Source organism: Arthrobacter globiformis (genome assembly GCF_030815865.1).
GTDB lineage: Bacteria > Actinomycetota > Actinomycetes > Actinomycetales > Micrococcaceae > Arthrobacter > Arthrobacter globiformis_B.
In genome coordinates, this window is record NZ_JAUSXI010000001.1 from 1,999,342 (window position 1) to 2,014,138 (window position 14,797).

Here is a 14,797-nt window from a genome sequence, read left to right on the forward strand (position 1 = left end):
CACGGGAACCAGCGCCTACAAGAACTGAGGATCCCTGATGACCAGCCAAAACGAGCTGCCGGTACTTGAACTGCTTCCCGCCGTCGACGTCGTGAACGGCCAGGCCGTCCGCCTGGTCCAGGGCGAGGCCGGCAGCGAAACAAGCTACGGAACGCCTCTGGAGGCGGCGATCAACTGGCAGCAGCAGGGCGCGGAATGGGTCCATCTGGTGGATCTGGACGCTGCCTTCGGACGCGGCTCAAACGCGGACCTGCTGCGGGAAGTGGTGGGCCGGCTGGACATCAAGGTCGAGCTCTCCGGCGGCCTTCGGGACGACGAATCGCTGGAGAAGGCACTGGACCTGGGCGTCGCCCGGGTGAACCTCGGTACCGCCGCCCTGGAGAACCCGGAATGGACCGCGCGGGCCATCGACCGCTTCGGTGACCGGATCGCCGTCGGCCTGGACGTCCGGGGAACCACCCTCGCCGGCCGCGGCTGGACCAAGGAAGGCGGGGACCTGTGGGACGTGCTGGGCCGCCTCGAAGAGGCCGGCTGCGCACGCTACGTTGTCACCGACGTGACCAAGGACGGGACGCTGCAGGGGCCGAACGTCGAACTGCTGCGGCAGATGGTGGAGAAGACCGGCAAGCCCGTGGTGGCCTCCGGCGGCATTTCCAGCCTGGACGACCTGAAGGTCCTGCGCTCCCTGGTGCCGCTCGGCGTCGAAGGCGCCATCGTGGGCAAGGCCCTGTACGCCGGCGCCTTCACCCTGCCCGAGGCCCTCGACGTCGCCGGACGGCGCTAGGACGCCGCCGTGACCGAGCACCAGCGCAACTCCGCGGACGGCGGCGGACCGGCAGCGGACCTGCCCCCGGCACGCCGGCTGCCCGGTCACATCGAGGCCGCCCTCGCCGGGGCGGGAGGCGCCGCCGACTCGGCGGGACAGCCCTGGGCCGGGCGGAGCCTGGCCGGCGACGATGCCAAAATCCACAACTTCGAGGACGACGACGGCGCGGCCGACGCCGGCTACCTCACCGCAGTGTCCGCTCTTGTTGCGGGCGACGGCGACGAGGCCGCGGTGGTTGCCTCGCTGGCCAGTGCCCGTGTGTTTGTCCCCGTTGTGGCACAGCTGGCGGAGGAAGCCGAGGGCGCGCACGGCGTGCACGCCGACAAGCAGGCGGACATGGCGCTGGTGACGCTCAAGGCTCCCGACGGCCGCCTCGCCATGCCGGTGTTCACTTCGGCGGAGGCGCTGGCGGCATGGCACCCGGAGGCGCGGCCGGTGGCCGTGTACGCCGCTCGGGCCGCCCTGTCCGCTGTCGCCGAAGGCGCCGAGCTGCTGGTGGTGGACCCCGGTTCGGAAGTGACCTTCGTGGTCCGGCGCCCCGGAGTCTGGGCCCTCGCGCAGCAGCGGCAGTGGGTGCCGGCCTACCTGGACCCCGAGCTGGCCGCGGTGCTGCGTGCCGGAACGGAAAGCAAACCCGCAGTCCGCGGACTCGAGGTCCTTCCCGGCGGGGGAGTGGCCACCGCCACCGCTTCGGGGAGCCGCGTGGACGGCGGCGGCGCCGGACCGGAACTGCGGGTGGTGCTCTACCTGGAGGACGGACTCGATGCGGCCGCGGTCCAGGCCCTCGTTGCCGGCCTCCAGAGCGAGTGGAGCCGGAATGTATTGTTTGGTGAGCGCGTTGATTCGATCGAAGTCAAGCTAAGGCGCGCCGCGCAGTAGCCGCCGGCCCGGTGGGGTCCGTTCGGGCGCTGTCCGGCGGCGGAACTGAGGACCCACCTGTGAATTTCAGCCTGTACCGGGAGCTGCTGGCCGTCCGGCCCATCCGCCGGCTCCTGGCGGTCGGCATGATTGCCCGCATTCCCCATTCGGCGGCGGGCGTCCTGCTGACCCTGCACATCGTCCTGGCCCTCGGCGAGGGCTATGCGGCCGCGGGTACGGCAGCGGCCGTGATGACCATCGGCATCGCGGTCGGCGCACCCTGGCGTGGCCGCCGGGTGGATACGGCGGGCCTGCGGACGGCGCTGATACCTTCGGTGATTTCGGAAACCGTCATCTGGTCCATCGTGCCGCACGTCTCCTACCAGTGGCTGCTGCCGCTCGTGTTCGTCGGCGGCCTGCTGACGCTTCCCATCTTCAGCGTGGTGCGGCAGTCTTTGGGAGTCCTGGCAGACGGCGACCAGCGCAGGACCGCCTTCGCGCTGGACGCAGTCAGCACCGAGATGGTGTTTATGATCGGCCCGGCCGCGGGTGCCGTGGTGGCCACGAGCGGCAATTCCGTGCTGGGGCTGACCGCCGTCGGCGTCTCGACATCGCTGGCCGGACTCTTCCTCATGTGGTTCAACCCGCCCACCCGCAGTGCTGTCCGCAGCGAATCCTGTGAGGCGGACGAACAGGTTGCCGCAGCGGTAGCCGTTGTGGCCGCCGCCCCCGCCGCACACCTGCAGGAGGCTGCCGCGGAACTCGGTCCGGCGGCTGCGGACAGCAGGCGGCGGGCAGTCCTGAGGCGCAGGGTGGCCCACAGCTTCGGCTGGTTCACCGCTGCGGTAGCCGCGGTGTTCGCCGTTGCCGCCGGCGCCGGCATGGTGCTCAGCGGCACTGATGTGGGAATCGTGGCTGCGCTGCAGACAGGCGGCCGCCAGCGCGAGATCGGCGTGGTGTTCCTCTTCTGGTGCGCCGCGTCGGTGGTCGGCGGCCTGGTCTACGGGGCCATGCACCGGCCCGTTTCACCGATCCTCCTGCTGCTGGGAATGGCTGCCCTGACAGTTCCCATGGGGTTTGCCACCGACACGCTGACCCTCAGCCTGCTGTCGCTGCTGCCGGGGCTCCTCTGCGCGCCGGTGCTTTCGGCGGCATCCGAGAAGGTGGCCGAACTGGTTGACGAGGCCAGGCGGGGCGAGGCCATGGGCTGGTACGGGTCCGCGCTGACCGCCGGCGTGGCACTGGGGGCTCCGCTGGCCGGACTCTTCATCGACAGCTTGGGGGCGGCGGGAGGCTTTGTGTCCGTCGGGGCGGCAGGGGTGCTGCTCTGCGTCGTGGGGCTTGTCCTGCAGCAGCGGCGCCGCCGCGCCGCCACACCCTGACGGTCTCCGGTCTCGTTGGGAAGAGGTGGGTGGGGAGCGCTTCCGGAGCTTGTGCCCCCAGACGACAAAACGGCGGCGGGCCGGCCCCGAGGAGCCGGCCCGCCGCCGTCGTAATTCAATCTTTAGTTCACTGCACCGGTGAACTTCTCACCGGGTCCCTTGCCCGGAGGATCCGGGATGATGGACTCCTCGCGGAAGGCGAGCTGCAGGGACCGCAGGCCATCGCGCAACGGGCCTGCATGCTGGGAGCCGATCTCCGGGGCGGCTGCCGTCACGAGGCCGGCGAGGGCGGTGATGAGCTTGCGGGCCTCGTCCAGGTCCTTCAGCTCTGCGGCGTTCTCCTCAGCGGCCAGGCCGAGCTTTACGGCGGAGGCACTCATGAGGTGCACAGCGGCCGTGGTGATGACCTCGATCGCGGGAACTTCGGAGATGTCGCGGATTTGCTGCGTGACGTCATCCCCGGCGCTGGGCGCCTGGTAGACGTGTGAATTGCTGTCTGGAGTGCTCATACTGGTAAGCTTGTCACAGACCGACTGGATGTCGTTATTTTGCCGTGTATGAGACCCCCTACCGCCGGTGTGCGGTGAGCGGGTATCTTTCTGTAGAATTGATATTCAGTTTGCAAGCGGAGTTCTCTCCCACCCGCGTCAGCCGTTTTCCCTGGAAGCTTCAGGGAAGCAAGGTTGCCGGGTAACGGTCGGGCGGTTCACCGGGCAGGAGCCTGGAGAATCGCGTGCAGTCCCTCGCGGGAGGTGCACATCCGATCTTCGAGGCCTTCGATTGCTCCGGCAATTGGGGGCCTTCTCTATTTTGCCGGTGGGACACCCATCACGAACACAGGAGCTTTAACATTAGCGAGCCAAGAATCAATGAGCGTATCCGCGTCCCTGAGGTGCGGCTGGTCGGTCCTGCCGGCGAACAGGTAGGAATCGTCCGTATTGAGGATGCCCTGCGTCTGGCTGCCGAGTCCGACCTCGATCTCGTTGAAGTTGCACCGCAGGCCAAGCCTCCGGTGTGCAAGCTGATGGACTTCGGCAAGTACAAGTACGAAGCCGCAGTCAAGGCCCGTGAGGCCCGGAAGAACCAGACCAACACCGTTCTGAAGGAAATCCGGTTCCGCCTGAAGATTGACACCCATGACTACGAGACCAAGCGCGGCCACGCCCTCCGCTTCCTCGGAGCCGGGGACAAGGTCAAAGCCATGATCCAGTTCCGTGGCCGTGAGCAGCAGCGTCCCGAAATGGGCCTGCGCCTGCTTCAGCGTTTCGCGGAAGATGTCGGTGAGGTCGGTGTGGTGGAGTCCAGCCCCCGCATTGACGGCCGCAACATGGTCATGGTCATCGGTCCGCTGAAGAACAAGGCGGAGGCCAAGGCCGAAGCGCGCCGTGCAACCCAGCGCGCTGAAGCCAAGGCCGAGAACGAAGCCAAGGCCGCAGGCCGCGTGGACACCTCCGGTGACGATCAGGCACCCCTGACACAGTCGCTTGCCGACCTTCTGCCGGAAGGCTTCCAGGTTTCCACGGAGGCCGCTGCGCAGGACGCCCCGGCAGCCGCTCCGGAAACCGCCGTCGAAGCGCCCTCGGTTCCGGTCGAAGCAGCTCCGGCTGCCGAGGCCCCCGCCGCGGAAGCACCCAAGGCTGCCGAAGCACCCAAGGCTGCCGAAGCACCCAAGGCTGCCGAAGCACCCAAGGCTGCCGAAGCACCCAAGGTTGCGGAAGCACCGAAGGCTGCGGAAGCACCGAAGGCTGCGGAGGCACCTGAGGTTGCCAAGGAGGCCGAGCCGAAGCGCCAGGCACCCAGGGCCGCAGCACCCAAGGCAGCCCCCGCTGCTCCCAGGGCGGCAGCCCCCGCAGCACCGAAGGCGGCAGCGCCTGCTGAGCCGAAGGCTCCCGTAGCTGAGTCGCCTGCTCCGGCAGCGCCGAAGCCTGCGGCTGCCCCGGCCCCGCCCAAGCCGGTGGCCAGGCCGGCAGCGCCGAAGCCTGTTGCACGACCCGCAGCGCCCCGGCCCACGCCCAAGCCGGCGGGCAAGAAGACCACCTAGTTCGAAACTGCGGAAGGCATCGCCTTCAGGCAGTCAGCAACCAGCATGCCGCCCGCAGGGGCGGCTGCACGATAGAACTGCGGACATTGTCCGCAGATACGTAAGGAGATCGGTTCCCATGCCGAAGATGAAGACCCACAGCGGTGCTAAGAAGCGCTTCAAGCTGACCGGCAGCGGCAAGCTGCGCCGCCAGCAGGCCAACCGCCGCCACTACCTCGAGCACAAGTCCTCCAGGCTGACCCGCCGCCTCGCGGGCGACAAGATCGTCTTCAAGGGCGACGCCAAGGTCATCCGGAAGATGCTCGGCATCTAATTTCCAAGCATTCTGACTGACTGCCACCTGGCAGCAGTCAACTACAAATAAGCCTTCTCAGGCCAGCCGATACCGGCAGTTGTCGCTTGGGATCAGATTTTTGAAGGAGTACGCACGTGGCACGTGTGAAGCGGGCGGTAAACGCCCACAAGAAGCGCCGGGTTATCCTCGAACGCGCCAAAGGTTACCGTGGACAGCGCTCACGCCTGTACCGCAAGGCCAAAGAGCAGCTGCTGCACTCGTTTGTGTACAGCTACGGCGACCGCAAGAAGAAGAAGGGCGACTTCCGCCGCCTGTGGATCCAGCGCATCAACGCTGCATCCCGCGCCAACGGCCTGACCTACAACCGCCTGATCCAGGGCCTGAAGGCCGCTGAGGTCGAGGTTGACCGCCGCATGCTGGCCGAGCTCGCCGTTTCCGACGCCAACGCGTTCGCTGCGCTGGTCCAGGTTGCGAAGGACGCCCTGCCTGCAGATACCTCCGCTCCGGCCGCCAAGGCTGAGGCTGCACCGAAGGCCAAGGCTACCCGCGCACGCGCTGCGAAGAAGCCGGTTGCTGCAGCTGCTGAGTAAGCAGGCAACTCCCCGTTCAAGGACCGGTGGCAACAGCCACTAAGGTTTCTTATATGAACGAAACCGGGCGCCCGCAAGACTTTCCACTCTCCAATCCCCGAGCAGATCGGGTCAGGGACGTGGCAAAGCTTGCAGGGCGCCCGGCCCGTTTAAAGCGCCGGCAGTTCCTTGCCGAAGGCCCGCAGGCAGTACGTGAGGCCCTGGTGCTTCATGGCAAGCGGATCGCTGCGGGCCAGCCGGGCATAGTCCGCGAGGTGTATGCCAGCGAGGCCTGCCTGGACCGGTACCCCGAGTTTGAGGAACTGGCCGCGGGAACCAGTGCCCGGCTCGCCACGGACGACGTCCTGGCCGCCATGGCGGACACCGTTACCCCGCAGGGGATCGTTGCGGTGTGTGATTTCGTGGATGTCGCCCTGGCGGGCGTGCTCGACGCCGGGCCGCGGCTGATTGCCGTGCTCTGCCAGGTCCGCGATCCCGGCAATGCCGGGACGGTGCTTCGGGCCGCGGACGCCGCCGGTGCCGACGCCGTGATCCTGACCGGTTCCAGCGTGGACATCTACAATCCCAAGGCGGTCCGCTCGACCGCCGGTTCCCTCTTCCACCTCCCGGTGGTCCTCGGCGCCGACGTCAATGAGCTGGTGGCGCTGTGCAAAAGCCGGGGGATCGGCGTGCTCGCGGCGGACGGCTACGGGCAGCTGAACCTTGACCGCCTGCAGGATGAGAACGCCGCTCGCCGGCTTGGCGCTTCGGCCGCGGGCTCGGACTACGCCCTGGAGAGCCCCACGGCCTGGCTTTTCGGCAACGAAGCCCAGGGGCTCTCCGAGGACGAGCTTGCGCTTGCCGACCATCGGGTGGCGGTGCCCGTCTACGGCGCCGCCGAGAGCCTAAACCTTGGCACCGCCGCCACGGTCTGCCTCTATGCCAGTGCGAGGTCCCAGCAGCCCGCCTAGCGTGCTGGAGTTTTTGTGCAGATATCGGCCGCAAAAGGCACTTTCAGTCGAGATATCTGTACAAAAACTCCACCTCTGGACAGCGTCGGCAGTCATACACGAAGGAGCGGAGGCCCGCCGTGGTGGTGGGCCCCCGCTCCTGTCTGTTTTGTCTGTTATGTGCCTGGGCCTGTTGCGGCCCAGTGCCTGTGATCGGGGCTTGTTATGGTGCTCGGGTGCTATGGCTGCGGCCGGTGATTGCGCCGTAGATACCTGCGACTACGAGGCCGCCGATGATGGCGAGGATCCAGGTGCCAAGGTCGAAGAACGCCAGGTCACCCTTGCCGAAGAGAAGGCTGCCGATCCAGCCGCCAACGATGGCGCCAACGACGCCCAGAACCAAGCTGGTGACCCAGCCGCCGCCGACCCTGCCGGGCATGACGGCTTTAACAATTGCGCCTACGATCAGGCCGAGAATAATCCAAGCAAGAAATCCCATTGTCTGCTCCTTCATATTCGTCGGGAGCGATTCTTATCAGTCCCGATATGGTTTCAAGCTAACACAGCGCGTGATTATTTGTCAGCAGGCTTAGTTTTGGCTCTTTTCGTGGCATCCGTTGCCGTGTCCGGTGTCTGTCCGGGGCCGGACGGGTACGGTATTTACTAGACGGCGGTTCCATGCCGCCCTGTCCCATCCGTTGAAATATCCACGTGAAGAGGTGAGCCTCCCTTGGCTGCAAATGGCGGTACCAAGGCGATTGTGGCGGCGCTGGCCGCCAACCTGACCATCGCTGTCCTGAAGTTCGTCGCGTTCCTGCTGACGCGGTCCTCGTCGATGCTGGCTGAGGCCATCCACTCAGTCGCGGACTCCGGCAACCAGATCTTGCTGCTGGTCGGCGGGAAACGCGCACAACGGGCAGCCAGCCCGGAACACCCCTTTGGCTACGGACGCGAGCGTTACATTTATGCGTTCATCGTTTCCATCGTGCTCTTCAGCGTCGGCGGCCTGTTCGCCCTGTATGAGGGATGGGAAAAAATCCAGCACCCGCACGCAATTGAAGGTGACTTCTGGTGGGTACCCCTGGCCGTGCTGGTGGGAGCCATCATCGCCGAGTCGTTCTCGTTCCGGACGGCCATCATCGAGGCCAACCACATCCGCGGCAGCCAGGGCTGGGTCAGCTTTGTGCGGACCGCCAAGCAGCCCGAACTTCCGGTGATCCTGCTCGAGGACTTCGGTGCGCTGCTGGGCCTGGTCTTCGCCCTGTTCGGCGTGGGGCTGACCCTGCTGACCGGCGACGGCATCTGGGACGGAATCGGGACCGCGATGATCGGTCTGCTGCTGGTGGCGATTGCCGTGATCCTGGCGATGGAAACCAAATCCCTGCTGTTGGGGGAGTCGGCAACCAAGGACGACGTCGGCCGTATCCGGGGCGCCATCGAGGCGGACGGAACCGCAATCATCCACCTTAAGACCCTGCACCTGGGCCCGGAGGAACTGCTCGTGGCCGCCAAGATCAGTGTGGAGGCGGGTGATTCGGGGCTGGATATTGCCAAGGCCATTGACGACGCCGAAGCTCGGATCCGCTCGGCAGTTCCCATCGCGCGGGTCATCTACCTGGAGCCCGACATCCGCCGCGCCCAGGTAGCCAGCGGGCCAGCCCTTGCAGGCGACTCGGGCGCCTAGCTGCTTACCGCTTGGGCCGCCGGCCCTGTGCATTTTTCCGCCGCTGGTTCCGTGACTGCTGTTACGGGGCCAGCGGCTTTTTGCGTTCCAGCAGGCCGCTCAGGAGCGCAACCATCAGGCCGAGAATGGCCAAAACAGCACCCACCAGGGCAGGCGCAACGTACCCCCAGCCCCAGGCGATCACCACGCCGCCCAGGAAGGCGCCCAGAGCGTTGGCGACGTTCAGTGCGGCGTGGTTGAGCGAGGACGCCAGGGACGGCGCGTCGGGAGACGCGTCCAGCAGCCGCGTCTGCAGGGCCGGGACGAGCATGGACCCGGCGCCGCCTACCACGAACACCATGACGAAGGCCGACCACGGCCAGTGCACGGCCACGGCGTACACCACCAGTGCGACGGCGATTCCCGGCAGAACGCGGTAGATGGTGCCCATGACGGACTTGTCCGCGATTCGGCCGCCGACGATGTTGCCGGCCACCATGCCCAGACCGTACAAGGCCACCACGAGCGGCAGCAGGGCGGCGGGAATTCCGGCCACGGAGGTCATGGTGTGGGAGATGTAGGTGTAAGTGGCGAAGAACCCGCCGAAACCCACGATGCCGATGAGGATCGCCAGCCAGACCTGCCCCCGCCTGAGCGCGCCCAGCTCCCGGCGGATGCTGGCGTCTGCATGCGCCTTTTGGAACGGAACGAATTTCCAGATGAGCGCCAGGGTCACGAGTCCCAGCACTCCCACCAGGACAAAGAGCAGCCGCCAGCCGAAGGTCTGGCCGAGCCACGTGGCGAAGGGAACGCCGACCACGTTGGCAACGGTGAGGCCCGCCATGACCATGGAGATGGCCCAGCCACGCTTCGTGGGCGCCACCAGGGAAGCGGCGATCACAGCGGCCACACCAAAGAATGCGCCGTGCGGAAGTCCGGCGGCGAACCGGGAGACCAGCATGCTCGCGTAATCGGGAGCAATGAACGAGGACAGGTTGGCAACGCTGAAAAACAGCATGAGGCCCAGTGCGAGGAACTTCCGCGGCAGTTTCGCCCCGATGGCGGCAAGCACGGGAGCTCCGACGACGACCCCCAGGGCGTAGGCCGAGATGAGGTGGCCGGCCTCGGGAGTACTGATCCGGAGTCCGATTTCGATTTCCTTGAGCAGTCCCATCATGGCGAACTCGGTGACGCCGATGCCGAAGCCGCCCATGGCCAGGGCCAGGATGGCGGGTCCGATGTGCGTGGCGGCCTTTGGCGTGCGGGGAGCCTGGACAGTGGAAGTCATGTGCCTGCTTTTCGAAGGTGAGTTGTGGAGTAGGCCTCGTTGCCACTGATACGTCTGATTTTAACAAGCTTCGCGGCGGAATGGATATTCCGCCCGCGGAGGGCTGGCGTGCATCCGCAGAGACCTGTGCCCTCATAGACTGGGGCGGTGACTGAACTGATTAACGTCGTCGGCGGGGCCGTGGTGGACTCGCTGTCCGCCCCCGCCCGGCTCCTCGTGGCGCGCCGGACGGCGCCTCCGCAGTTTGCCGGCATGTGGGAATTCCCCGGCGGCAAGGTGGAGCCGGGGGAGGCCCCCGAAAGCGCGCTGCACCGGGAACTCCGCGAGGAACTTGGCATCGGCGTCGTCCTTGGGGCCGAGTTGGAATCACCGGAGCCGGCTGGCTGGCCCCTGAATGACCGGGCCGCGATGCGGGTGTGGTTCGCCGAAGTGGCCGACGGCGACCCGCGGCCGCTCGAAGATCACGATGAACTCCGCTGGGTCAGCATCCGCGAAGGTGACGAAGCTCTCAGTCTGCCCTGGATTCCGGCTGACCTCCCGATTGTCCAGGCGCTGCTCGCCAGCGTCGCTGCAGCGAGCCGCGCGGACTCCCTCCCCGGAAATTAACACCACCGGACCCGCGGAGGGCAGGACGGTCACCGTCCTGCCCTCCGCATTTTTGGTGGCGTTTCTTGGTGGCCAAGCAGAGGCTTCCGGGAGTGGCCTGGATTTCCAGTGGCATCATGGCCTAGGACTCAGAACAGCGTGGGCTGGAACGTCCGGGCTTCGCTGAGGTGGCCCTGCTGCCCGGACCCATGCTGCGCAGTCGGGTGGTGCGGCAGGCTTCCCTCAGGGTAGGTGGCTTCCTCACCGCGGGGATCGTCGGCGGGGGAATCCTCGACGTCCCGGTGGCTGAACCCGTGCGAGCCCGTGAAACCGTGCCGGGCCTTGAAGAAACGGATCCTGCCGGCAAGCCAGGTGCGGTATTCCTTGGAGGCGTATGAGCCTGTGCCGTACAGCCTGCGGTAGCGGCCAGCCAGTTCCGGATGCCGGGCGGCGATCCATTGCATGAACCACTCCCGGGTGCCGGGCTTCAGATACAGTGCACCGGCCGTGACGCCGGTGGCACCGGCGGCCGCCAGTGAGGCGAACAGGGAGTCCAGTGCCTCGTCGCTGTCCGAGAGCCACGGGAGGATGGGCATGGCCATCACTCCGCAGGGCAGCCCGGCTTCCCGGAGCCGGGATACGAGTCTGAGCCGGGCCCGGGGTCCTGGTGTGCCGGGTTCGATGGCTTCGGAGAGCTGCTCGTCCGTCATGGCGAGGGAGATCCCGATGCCCACGGGAACCTGTGCCGCGGCATGCTTCAGGAGCGGAATGTCACGCGCCAGCAAAGTCCCCTTAGTCAGGATGGACAGCGGAGTCCCGGAATCGGCGAGCGCGCCTATGATGCCGGGCATCAGCCGGTACCGGCCCTCCGCCCGCTGGTAGGGGTCGGTGTTGGTGCCCAGTGCCACGTGCTGCCGGTTCCAGTTCGGCTTGGCCAGCTCCTTTTGCAGCACTTCGGCCGCGTTGATCTTGACCACCACCTGGCTGTCGAAATCAAGCCCGGCGTCGAAGTCCAAGTAGGTGTGGCTCTTGCGGGCGAAGCAGTAGACGCACGCGTGGCTGCAGCCCCGGTAAGGGTTCACGGTCCACTCGAACGGCATCCGCGAGCCGGCGGGCACCTTGTTGAGCACCGATTTGGCGGTGACCTCATGAAAGGTGACGCCGGCGAACTCGGGCGTGGACACAGACCGCACCAGGCCGGCCAGGGGCAGCAGCGGTGCAGTCCCGGGCATTTCTTCCTGTGCGGGTTTGAGTGCCTGTGCGTCCCATCTCATGCCCTCCATTCGAAGGTATGTTCGAACTTAAGTCAAGGTCCGCCGTCGGTGTTTCCCGCGGACGGGCGACAACGCTGGGTCCATGATTCTGCTCACCGGCTTTGAACCTTTCGGCGGCCAGTCGGTAAATCCGTCGTGGGGGCCGCCGTGTCCGTAGGGGATCTGCTCCGGGCCGAAGGCCTCGCGTGGAGGCGGTGGAACTGCCGTGCGTGTTCGGCGCAGCCGGGAGTGTGCTGCGGAATGCCCTCGATGAACTGGAGCCGGAACTGGCGGTGTGTATCGGGCAAGCCGGAGGCCGCGGGCACGTGAGCCCCTCTTGCCCTGGAAAAGGCAGGTGTTCCCCGCCGAGATCTCACGGACGGCGGGAACGTACGTCTGCAACCACACTTTCTATACGCTCATGCATGAGCTCGCGCCCCCGGCCGGGCGTCCGGGGTGGGTTCGTCCGTGTGCCGTTCGCCCCCGACCAGGTAGAGCAGGGGAGAGCTGTCCCGTCAGTGCGCCCGCCGCGGGCAGTCTTCACTAGGGCGCCGGCGGTGTCCCTGTCCCGGAGCGGAGCTCCCACTCAACCGTGACGCTGGTGCTGACGCCGGATTCACCGGCTTCCACCGTCATCGAGCCGGCGGCGAAGGCCCGCTGCATCCCGCCCACCGGAACGGGCGCCGACGGTACCGGGTGCTGCCGCACGGAGCCCACCCCACCCAGCTCAGCGCCCGCAAGTGCGGCGAGCTGTGATGCTGCTGCCCGCGCGTCGGCCCAGGCGGCCTCGCGGGCCAGTGCCATCACGGCTGCGGCATCTGCAAATCCGAGCTGAACGCCATCCAGGCGTACGTCGTTGCCGCCTGCCTCCACGGCCGCCGCGATGATTCCGGAGCCCGCGGCAAGATCCCGGAGCCGGACGCTGAGCATGCTGGACGCCACGTACCCCGTGACCTGCTGGCCCCGGCCCTCCTGCCAGACGACGTCAGCACGGATGTTAAGCCCAGACGTCCTGATGTCCCGGCTTTCCACGCCGCGACTGCGCAGTGCGCCCGCCACGGCAGTGGAGGCCTCGCCGGCGGCGGCATAGGCATCACCTGCATAGTCGCGCCGGCATTCCACGCCAATAGAGAGCATCAGCAGGTCCGGGGCGGCTTCGGCGGTTCCGGTTCCGGTGACTGTGACAGTCCGGGCTTCCGCTCGGCCCGCGGGTTCACTCATGTCCGTGCCTCCGGCCATGCCGGTGCCTCCGGTCCATATAGCCGCCGGCTTCCAGGCCGGCGTGCCGCTCGAAGGGATTTCCCGACGCCGGATCGCCGTACCGCACGGCCGACCAGGCCGCGGCCGCGAAATAGAACAGCAGGAAGGGCAGCCCAGCGCACCAGGCGTACTGGGTGCTGTGCCGCTCCTCGTGGCCCAGGAGCACGCGGCTCGTTAAAGCGGCGTCCGGATCCGTGCGGAAGATGACCACGTTGCCCACCGTGAAGGCGCCAGCCACCGGCAGCCGCCAGCGGTAACCGGTGGCGACAATCAGGCCGCGGGGACCCCGGAACGTCCGGGTGCGGGCCAGCCCGGCAAGTACCAGCCCCAGCGGCGTGGAGGCGTTCAGCACGTTTGCGAGCTGCCTCAGGCGCTGTCCTCGTGTCAGCGGGCCCGGGGTCATAGGGCCTTGAGTCATGAGGCCATGCTAGCCGGGGGCGGCGGTGCGTGCCAGGCGAAGAGCACCGGCCGGGCCCCTGCCGGTGACAGCCCCCGGGCAGCCGGCAGCCGGGCCGCTGCCGGTGACAGCCCCCGGGCAGCCGGCAGCCGGGCCGCTGTCAATTAGCCCGGCGCTGTCAATTAGACTGGGAACAGTGCCCGCCGGCCATCCGCCGGCGAGCCTGCCCTTGTCTTGGGATGGCGTCTTTGGATGACGTCCTTGGACGACTTCATGCAATGACGTGCCAGCGACGGACGCGCTGCCTGGGAAACCGGCGCGGCTGCACCGGCCGCTGGCATCACCCGACTCGTAGCTAAGAACAGTAGATGACTGAAACTTTGCCGGGCGCCGCCGTCCCGAACCCTCTGGATGAAACCGCCATCAACGCCGCCGTGGACCAGGCCGTCGCCGCCATTGCCGGCGCGTCCACCCTCGATGTACTCAAGGCAGTCCGCCTGGCCCACACCGGCGAGAAGTCGCCGCTCAGCCTGGCCAACCGTGGAATCGGGAGCCTGCCCAAGGACCAGAAGGCCGCCGCCGGCAAGCTGATGGGTTCGTCGCGCGGACGTGTTAATAAGGCGCTCGCGGACCGTACCGCCGAGCTCGAAGCGGAGAACGACGCCCGCATCCTCGTTGAGGAGACCGTGGATGTCACGGCAGCCCCGCGCCGCCGCCGGGCCGGAGCCCGCCATCCGCTGTCCACGCTGCAGGACCGCGTCGCGGACATTTTCGTGGGCATGGGCTGGGAAATCGCCGAAGGCCCCGAGGTGGAATCCGAGTGGTTCAACTTTGACGCGTTGAACTTCAAGCCGGATCACCCGGCCCGCGAAATGCAGGACACGTTCTTCGTGGAGCCGCCGGAAGCGCACCTGCTGATGCGCACGCACACCTCGCCGGTGCAGGTCCGGTCCATGCTGGAGCGGGAGCTGCCCATCTACGTGCTGTGCCCGGGCAAGGTGTTCCGCACCGATGAGCTAGATGCCACCCACACCCCGGTGTTCCACCAGTTCGAGGGCCTGGCCATCGACAAGAAGCTCAGCATGGCTGACCTCCGCGGAACCCTGGAGCACTTCGCCCGCCAGATGTTCGGCGACGAAGCACAGATCCGGCTACGCCCCAACTACTTCCCATTCACGGAGCCGTCCGCCGAGCTGGACATCTTTCACCCCGGCGCCAAGGGTGGGCCCCGCTGGATCGAATGGGGCGGCTGCGGCATGGTCAACCCTAATGTCCTGCGGGCTGCCGGCATCGATCCGGACGTCTATTCAGGCTTTGCCTTCGGCATGGGCATCGAGCGGACGCTCATGTTCCGCAACGAGGTCGCCGACATGCGAGACATGATTGAGGGCGATGTACGTTTCAGCGAGCACTTCGGGATGGAGATCTAA

Annotated in this window: 17 protein-coding genes; 11 read left to right on the top strand and 6 right to left on the bottom strand. The window is 67.0% G+C overall.

Features of this window, described 5'->3' with window-relative positions; genetic code table 11:
* Positions 1 to 37: 37 nt before the first annotated feature.
* The 3 genes from priA to QFZ33_RS09155 are packed head-to-tail and all read left to right on the top strand — an operon-like array spanning position 38 to position 3,066.
* On the top strand, positions 38 to 784 hold the full coding sequence (gene priA, locus QFZ33_RS09145) for a bifunctional 1-(5-phosphoribosyl)-5-((5-phosphoribosylamino)methylideneamino)imidazole-4-carboxamide isomerase/phosphoribosylanthranilate isomerase PriA (RefSeq protein ID WP_307026771.1): 747 nt from the start codon (positions 38 to 40) through the stop codon (positions 782 to 784).
* Between the two features lie 9 nt (positions 785 to 793).
* Complete coding sequence (locus tag QFZ33_RS09150; RefSeq protein ID WP_373427249.1) at positions 794 to 1,705, top strand: SseB family protein; 912 nt, start codon at positions 794 to 796, stop codon at positions 1,703 to 1,705.
* Positions 1,706 to 1,764: 59 nt separating this feature from the next.
* Positions 1,765 to 3,066: an MFS transporter gene (locus QFZ33_RS09155; protein ID WP_307026773.1), complete on the top strand. Its 1,302-nt coding sequence runs from the start codon at positions 1,765 to 1,767 to the stop codon at positions 3,064 to 3,066.
* A 122-nt stretch (positions 3,067 to 3,188) separates the two neighbouring features.
* Here QFZ33_RS09155 and QFZ33_RS09160 read toward each other — a convergent pair whose 3' ends face one another.
* Positions 3,189 to 3,575, bottom strand: a complete 387-nt coding sequence (locus tag QFZ33_RS09160) for a DUF1844 domain-containing protein (protein ID WP_307026775.1) — start codon at positions 3,573 to 3,575, stop codon at positions 3,189 to 3,191.
* A gap of 383 nt (positions 3,576 to 3,958) precedes the next feature.
* Here QFZ33_RS09160 and infC point away from each other — a divergent pair, with 383 nt between their 5' ends.
* The 4 genes from infC to QFZ33_RS09180 all read left to right on the top strand — a co-directional run bounded on the left by infC (position 3,959) and on the right by QFZ33_RS09180 (position 6,942).
* Positions 3,959 to 5,107, top strand: a complete 1,149-nt coding sequence (gene infC / locus QFZ33_RS09165; RefSeq protein WP_307026777.1) for a translation initiation factor IF-3 — start codon at positions 3,959 to 3,961, stop codon at positions 5,105 to 5,107.
* A gap of 118 nt (positions 5,108 to 5,225) precedes the next feature.
* Positions 5,226 to 5,420: a 50S ribosomal protein L35 gene (gene rpmI / locus QFZ33_RS09170; RefSeq protein ID WP_009358635.1), complete on the top strand. Its 195-nt coding sequence runs from the start codon at positions 5,226 to 5,228 to the stop codon at positions 5,418 to 5,420.
* Positions 5,421 to 5,536: 116 nt separating this feature from the next.
* Positions 5,537 to 5,992, top strand: a complete 456-nt coding sequence (rplT, locus tag QFZ33_RS09175) for a 50S ribosomal protein L20 (RefSeq protein ID WP_307026778.1) — start codon at positions 5,537 to 5,539, stop codon at positions 5,990 to 5,992.
* Positions 5,993 to 6,045: 53 nt separating this feature from the next.
* The gene (locus tag QFZ33_RS09180; protein WP_307026780.1) at positions 6,046 to 6,942 is read left to right on the top strand and encodes a TrmH family RNA methyltransferase; all 897 of its coding nucleotides are present in this window, start codon (positions 6,046 to 6,048) and stop codon (positions 6,940 to 6,942) included.
* Between the two features lie 202 nt (positions 6,943 to 7,144).
* On the opposite strand, the gene QFZ33_RS09185 is transcribed toward QFZ33_RS09180, so the two are convergent.
* Positions 7,145 to 7,420, bottom strand: coding sequence for a GlsB/YeaQ/YmgE family stress response membrane protein (locus tag QFZ33_RS09185; protein ID WP_003798714.1), 276 nt, complete (start codon positions 7,418 to 7,420; stop codon positions 7,145 to 7,147).
* 231 nt (positions 7,421 to 7,651) lie between these two features.
* Between QFZ33_RS09185 and QFZ33_RS09190 the strand changes: the two genes are divergently transcribed.
* Positions 7,652 to 8,605 (top strand): cation diffusion facilitator family transporter, encoded by a 954-nt coding sequence (locus QFZ33_RS09190; RefSeq protein ID WP_307026782.1) that lies wholly within the window; start codon positions 7,652 to 7,654, stop codon positions 8,603 to 8,605.
* 61 nt (positions 8,606 to 8,666) lie between these two features.
* Here the strand turns inward: QFZ33_RS09190 and QFZ33_RS09195 are convergent, their stop codons facing one another.
* A complete protein-coding gene (locus QFZ33_RS09195; RefSeq protein WP_307026784.1) occupies positions 8,667 to 9,872 on the bottom strand; it encodes an MFS transporter in 1,206 nt (401 codons plus the stop codon).
* Between the two features lie 147 nt (positions 9,873 to 10,019).
* Here QFZ33_RS09195 and QFZ33_RS09200 point away from each other — a divergent pair, with 147 nt between their 5' ends.
* Positions 10,020 to 10,478 carry a (deoxy)nucleoside triphosphate pyrophosphohydrolase gene (locus QFZ33_RS09200; RefSeq protein ID WP_307026786.1) on the top strand — a complete coding sequence of 153 codons (459 nt, stop codon included), beginning with the start codon at positions 10,020 to 10,022 and terminating at the stop codon, positions 10,476 to 10,478.
* A gap of 128 nt (positions 10,479 to 10,606) precedes the next feature.
* Here the strand turns inward: QFZ33_RS09200 and QFZ33_RS09205 are convergent, their stop codons facing one another.
* Complete coding sequence (locus QFZ33_RS09205; protein ID WP_307026788.1) at positions 10,607 to 11,731, bottom strand: Rv2578c family radical SAM protein; 1,125 nt, start codon at positions 11,729 to 11,731, stop codon at positions 10,607 to 10,609.
* 334 nt (positions 11,732 to 12,065) lie between these two features.
* On the opposite strand from QFZ33_RS09205, the gene QFZ33_RS23870 reads away from it, so the two are divergent.
* Positions 12,066 to 12,257: a pyroglutamyl-peptidase I family protein gene (locus tag QFZ33_RS23870; RefSeq protein WP_373427250.1), complete on the top strand. Its 192-nt coding sequence runs from the start codon at positions 12,066 to 12,068 to the stop codon at positions 12,255 to 12,257.
* Here QFZ33_RS23870 and QFZ33_RS09210 read toward each other — a convergent pair.
* Positions 12,254 to 12,931 carry an SIMPL domain-containing protein gene (locus tag QFZ33_RS09210; RefSeq protein ID WP_307026790.1) on the bottom strand — a complete coding sequence of 226 codons (678 nt, stop codon included), beginning with the start codon at positions 12,929 to 12,931 and terminating at the stop codon, positions 12,254 to 12,256. The genes QFZ33_RS23870 and QFZ33_RS09210 overlap by 4 nt on opposite strands.
* Positions 12,924 to 13,388, bottom strand: a complete 465-nt coding sequence (locus QFZ33_RS09215) for a hypothetical protein (protein WP_307026792.1) — start codon at positions 13,386 to 13,388, stop codon at positions 12,924 to 12,926. Before QFZ33_RS09215 ends, QFZ33_RS09210 begins: the two co-directional genes overlap by 8 nt.
* 347 nt (positions 13,389 to 13,735) lie before the next feature.
* On the opposite strand from QFZ33_RS09215, the gene pheS reads away from it, so the two are divergent.
* Complete coding sequence (gene pheS, locus QFZ33_RS09220) at positions 13,736 to 14,797, top strand: phenylalanine--tRNA ligase subunit alpha (RefSeq protein WP_307026795.1); 1,062 nt, start codon at positions 13,736 to 13,738, stop codon at positions 14,795 to 14,797.

Bases quoted from the DNA above. Each gene is read 5' to 3' on its own strand.
- rpmI (WP_009358635.1), top strand. From the start codon at position 5,226: ATGCCGAAGATGAAGACCCACAGCGGTGCTAAGAAGCGCTTCAAGCTG.
- QFZ33_RS09180 (WP_307026780.1), top strand. From the start codon at position 6,046: ATGAACGAAACCGGGCGCCCGCAAGACTTTCCACTCTCCAATCCCCGA.
- QFZ33_RS09185 (WP_003798714.1), bottom strand. From the start codon at position 7,420: ATGGGATTTCTTGCTTGGATTATTCTCGGCCTGATCGTAGGCGCAATT.
- pheS (WP_307026795.1), top strand. From the start codon at position 13,736: ATGACTGAAACTTTGCCGGGCGCCGCCGTCCCGAACCCTCTGGATGAA.
- QFZ33_RS09210 (WP_307026790.1), bottom strand. From the start codon at position 12,931: ATGAGTGAACCCGCGGGCCGAGCGGAAGCCCGGACTGTCACAGTCACC.
- QFZ33_RS09195 (WP_307026784.1), bottom strand. From the start codon at position 9,872: ATGACTTCCACTGTCCAGGCTCCCCGCACGCCAAAGGCCGCCACGCAC.
- priA (WP_307026771.1), top strand. From the start codon at position 38: ATGACCAGCCAAAACGAGCTGCCGGTACTTGAACTGCTTCCCGCCGTC.
- QFZ33_RS09215 (WP_307026792.1), bottom strand. From the start codon at position 13,388: ATGACTCAAGGCCCTATGACCCCGGGCCCGCTGACACGAGGACAGCGC.
- QFZ33_RS09160 (WP_307026775.1), bottom strand. From the start codon at position 3,575: ATGAGCACTCCAGACAGCAATTCACACGTCTACCAGGCGCCCAGCGCC.
- QFZ33_RS09205 (WP_307026788.1), bottom strand. From the start codon at position 11,731: ATGAGATGGGACGCACAGGCACTCAAACCCGCACAGGAAGAAATGCCC.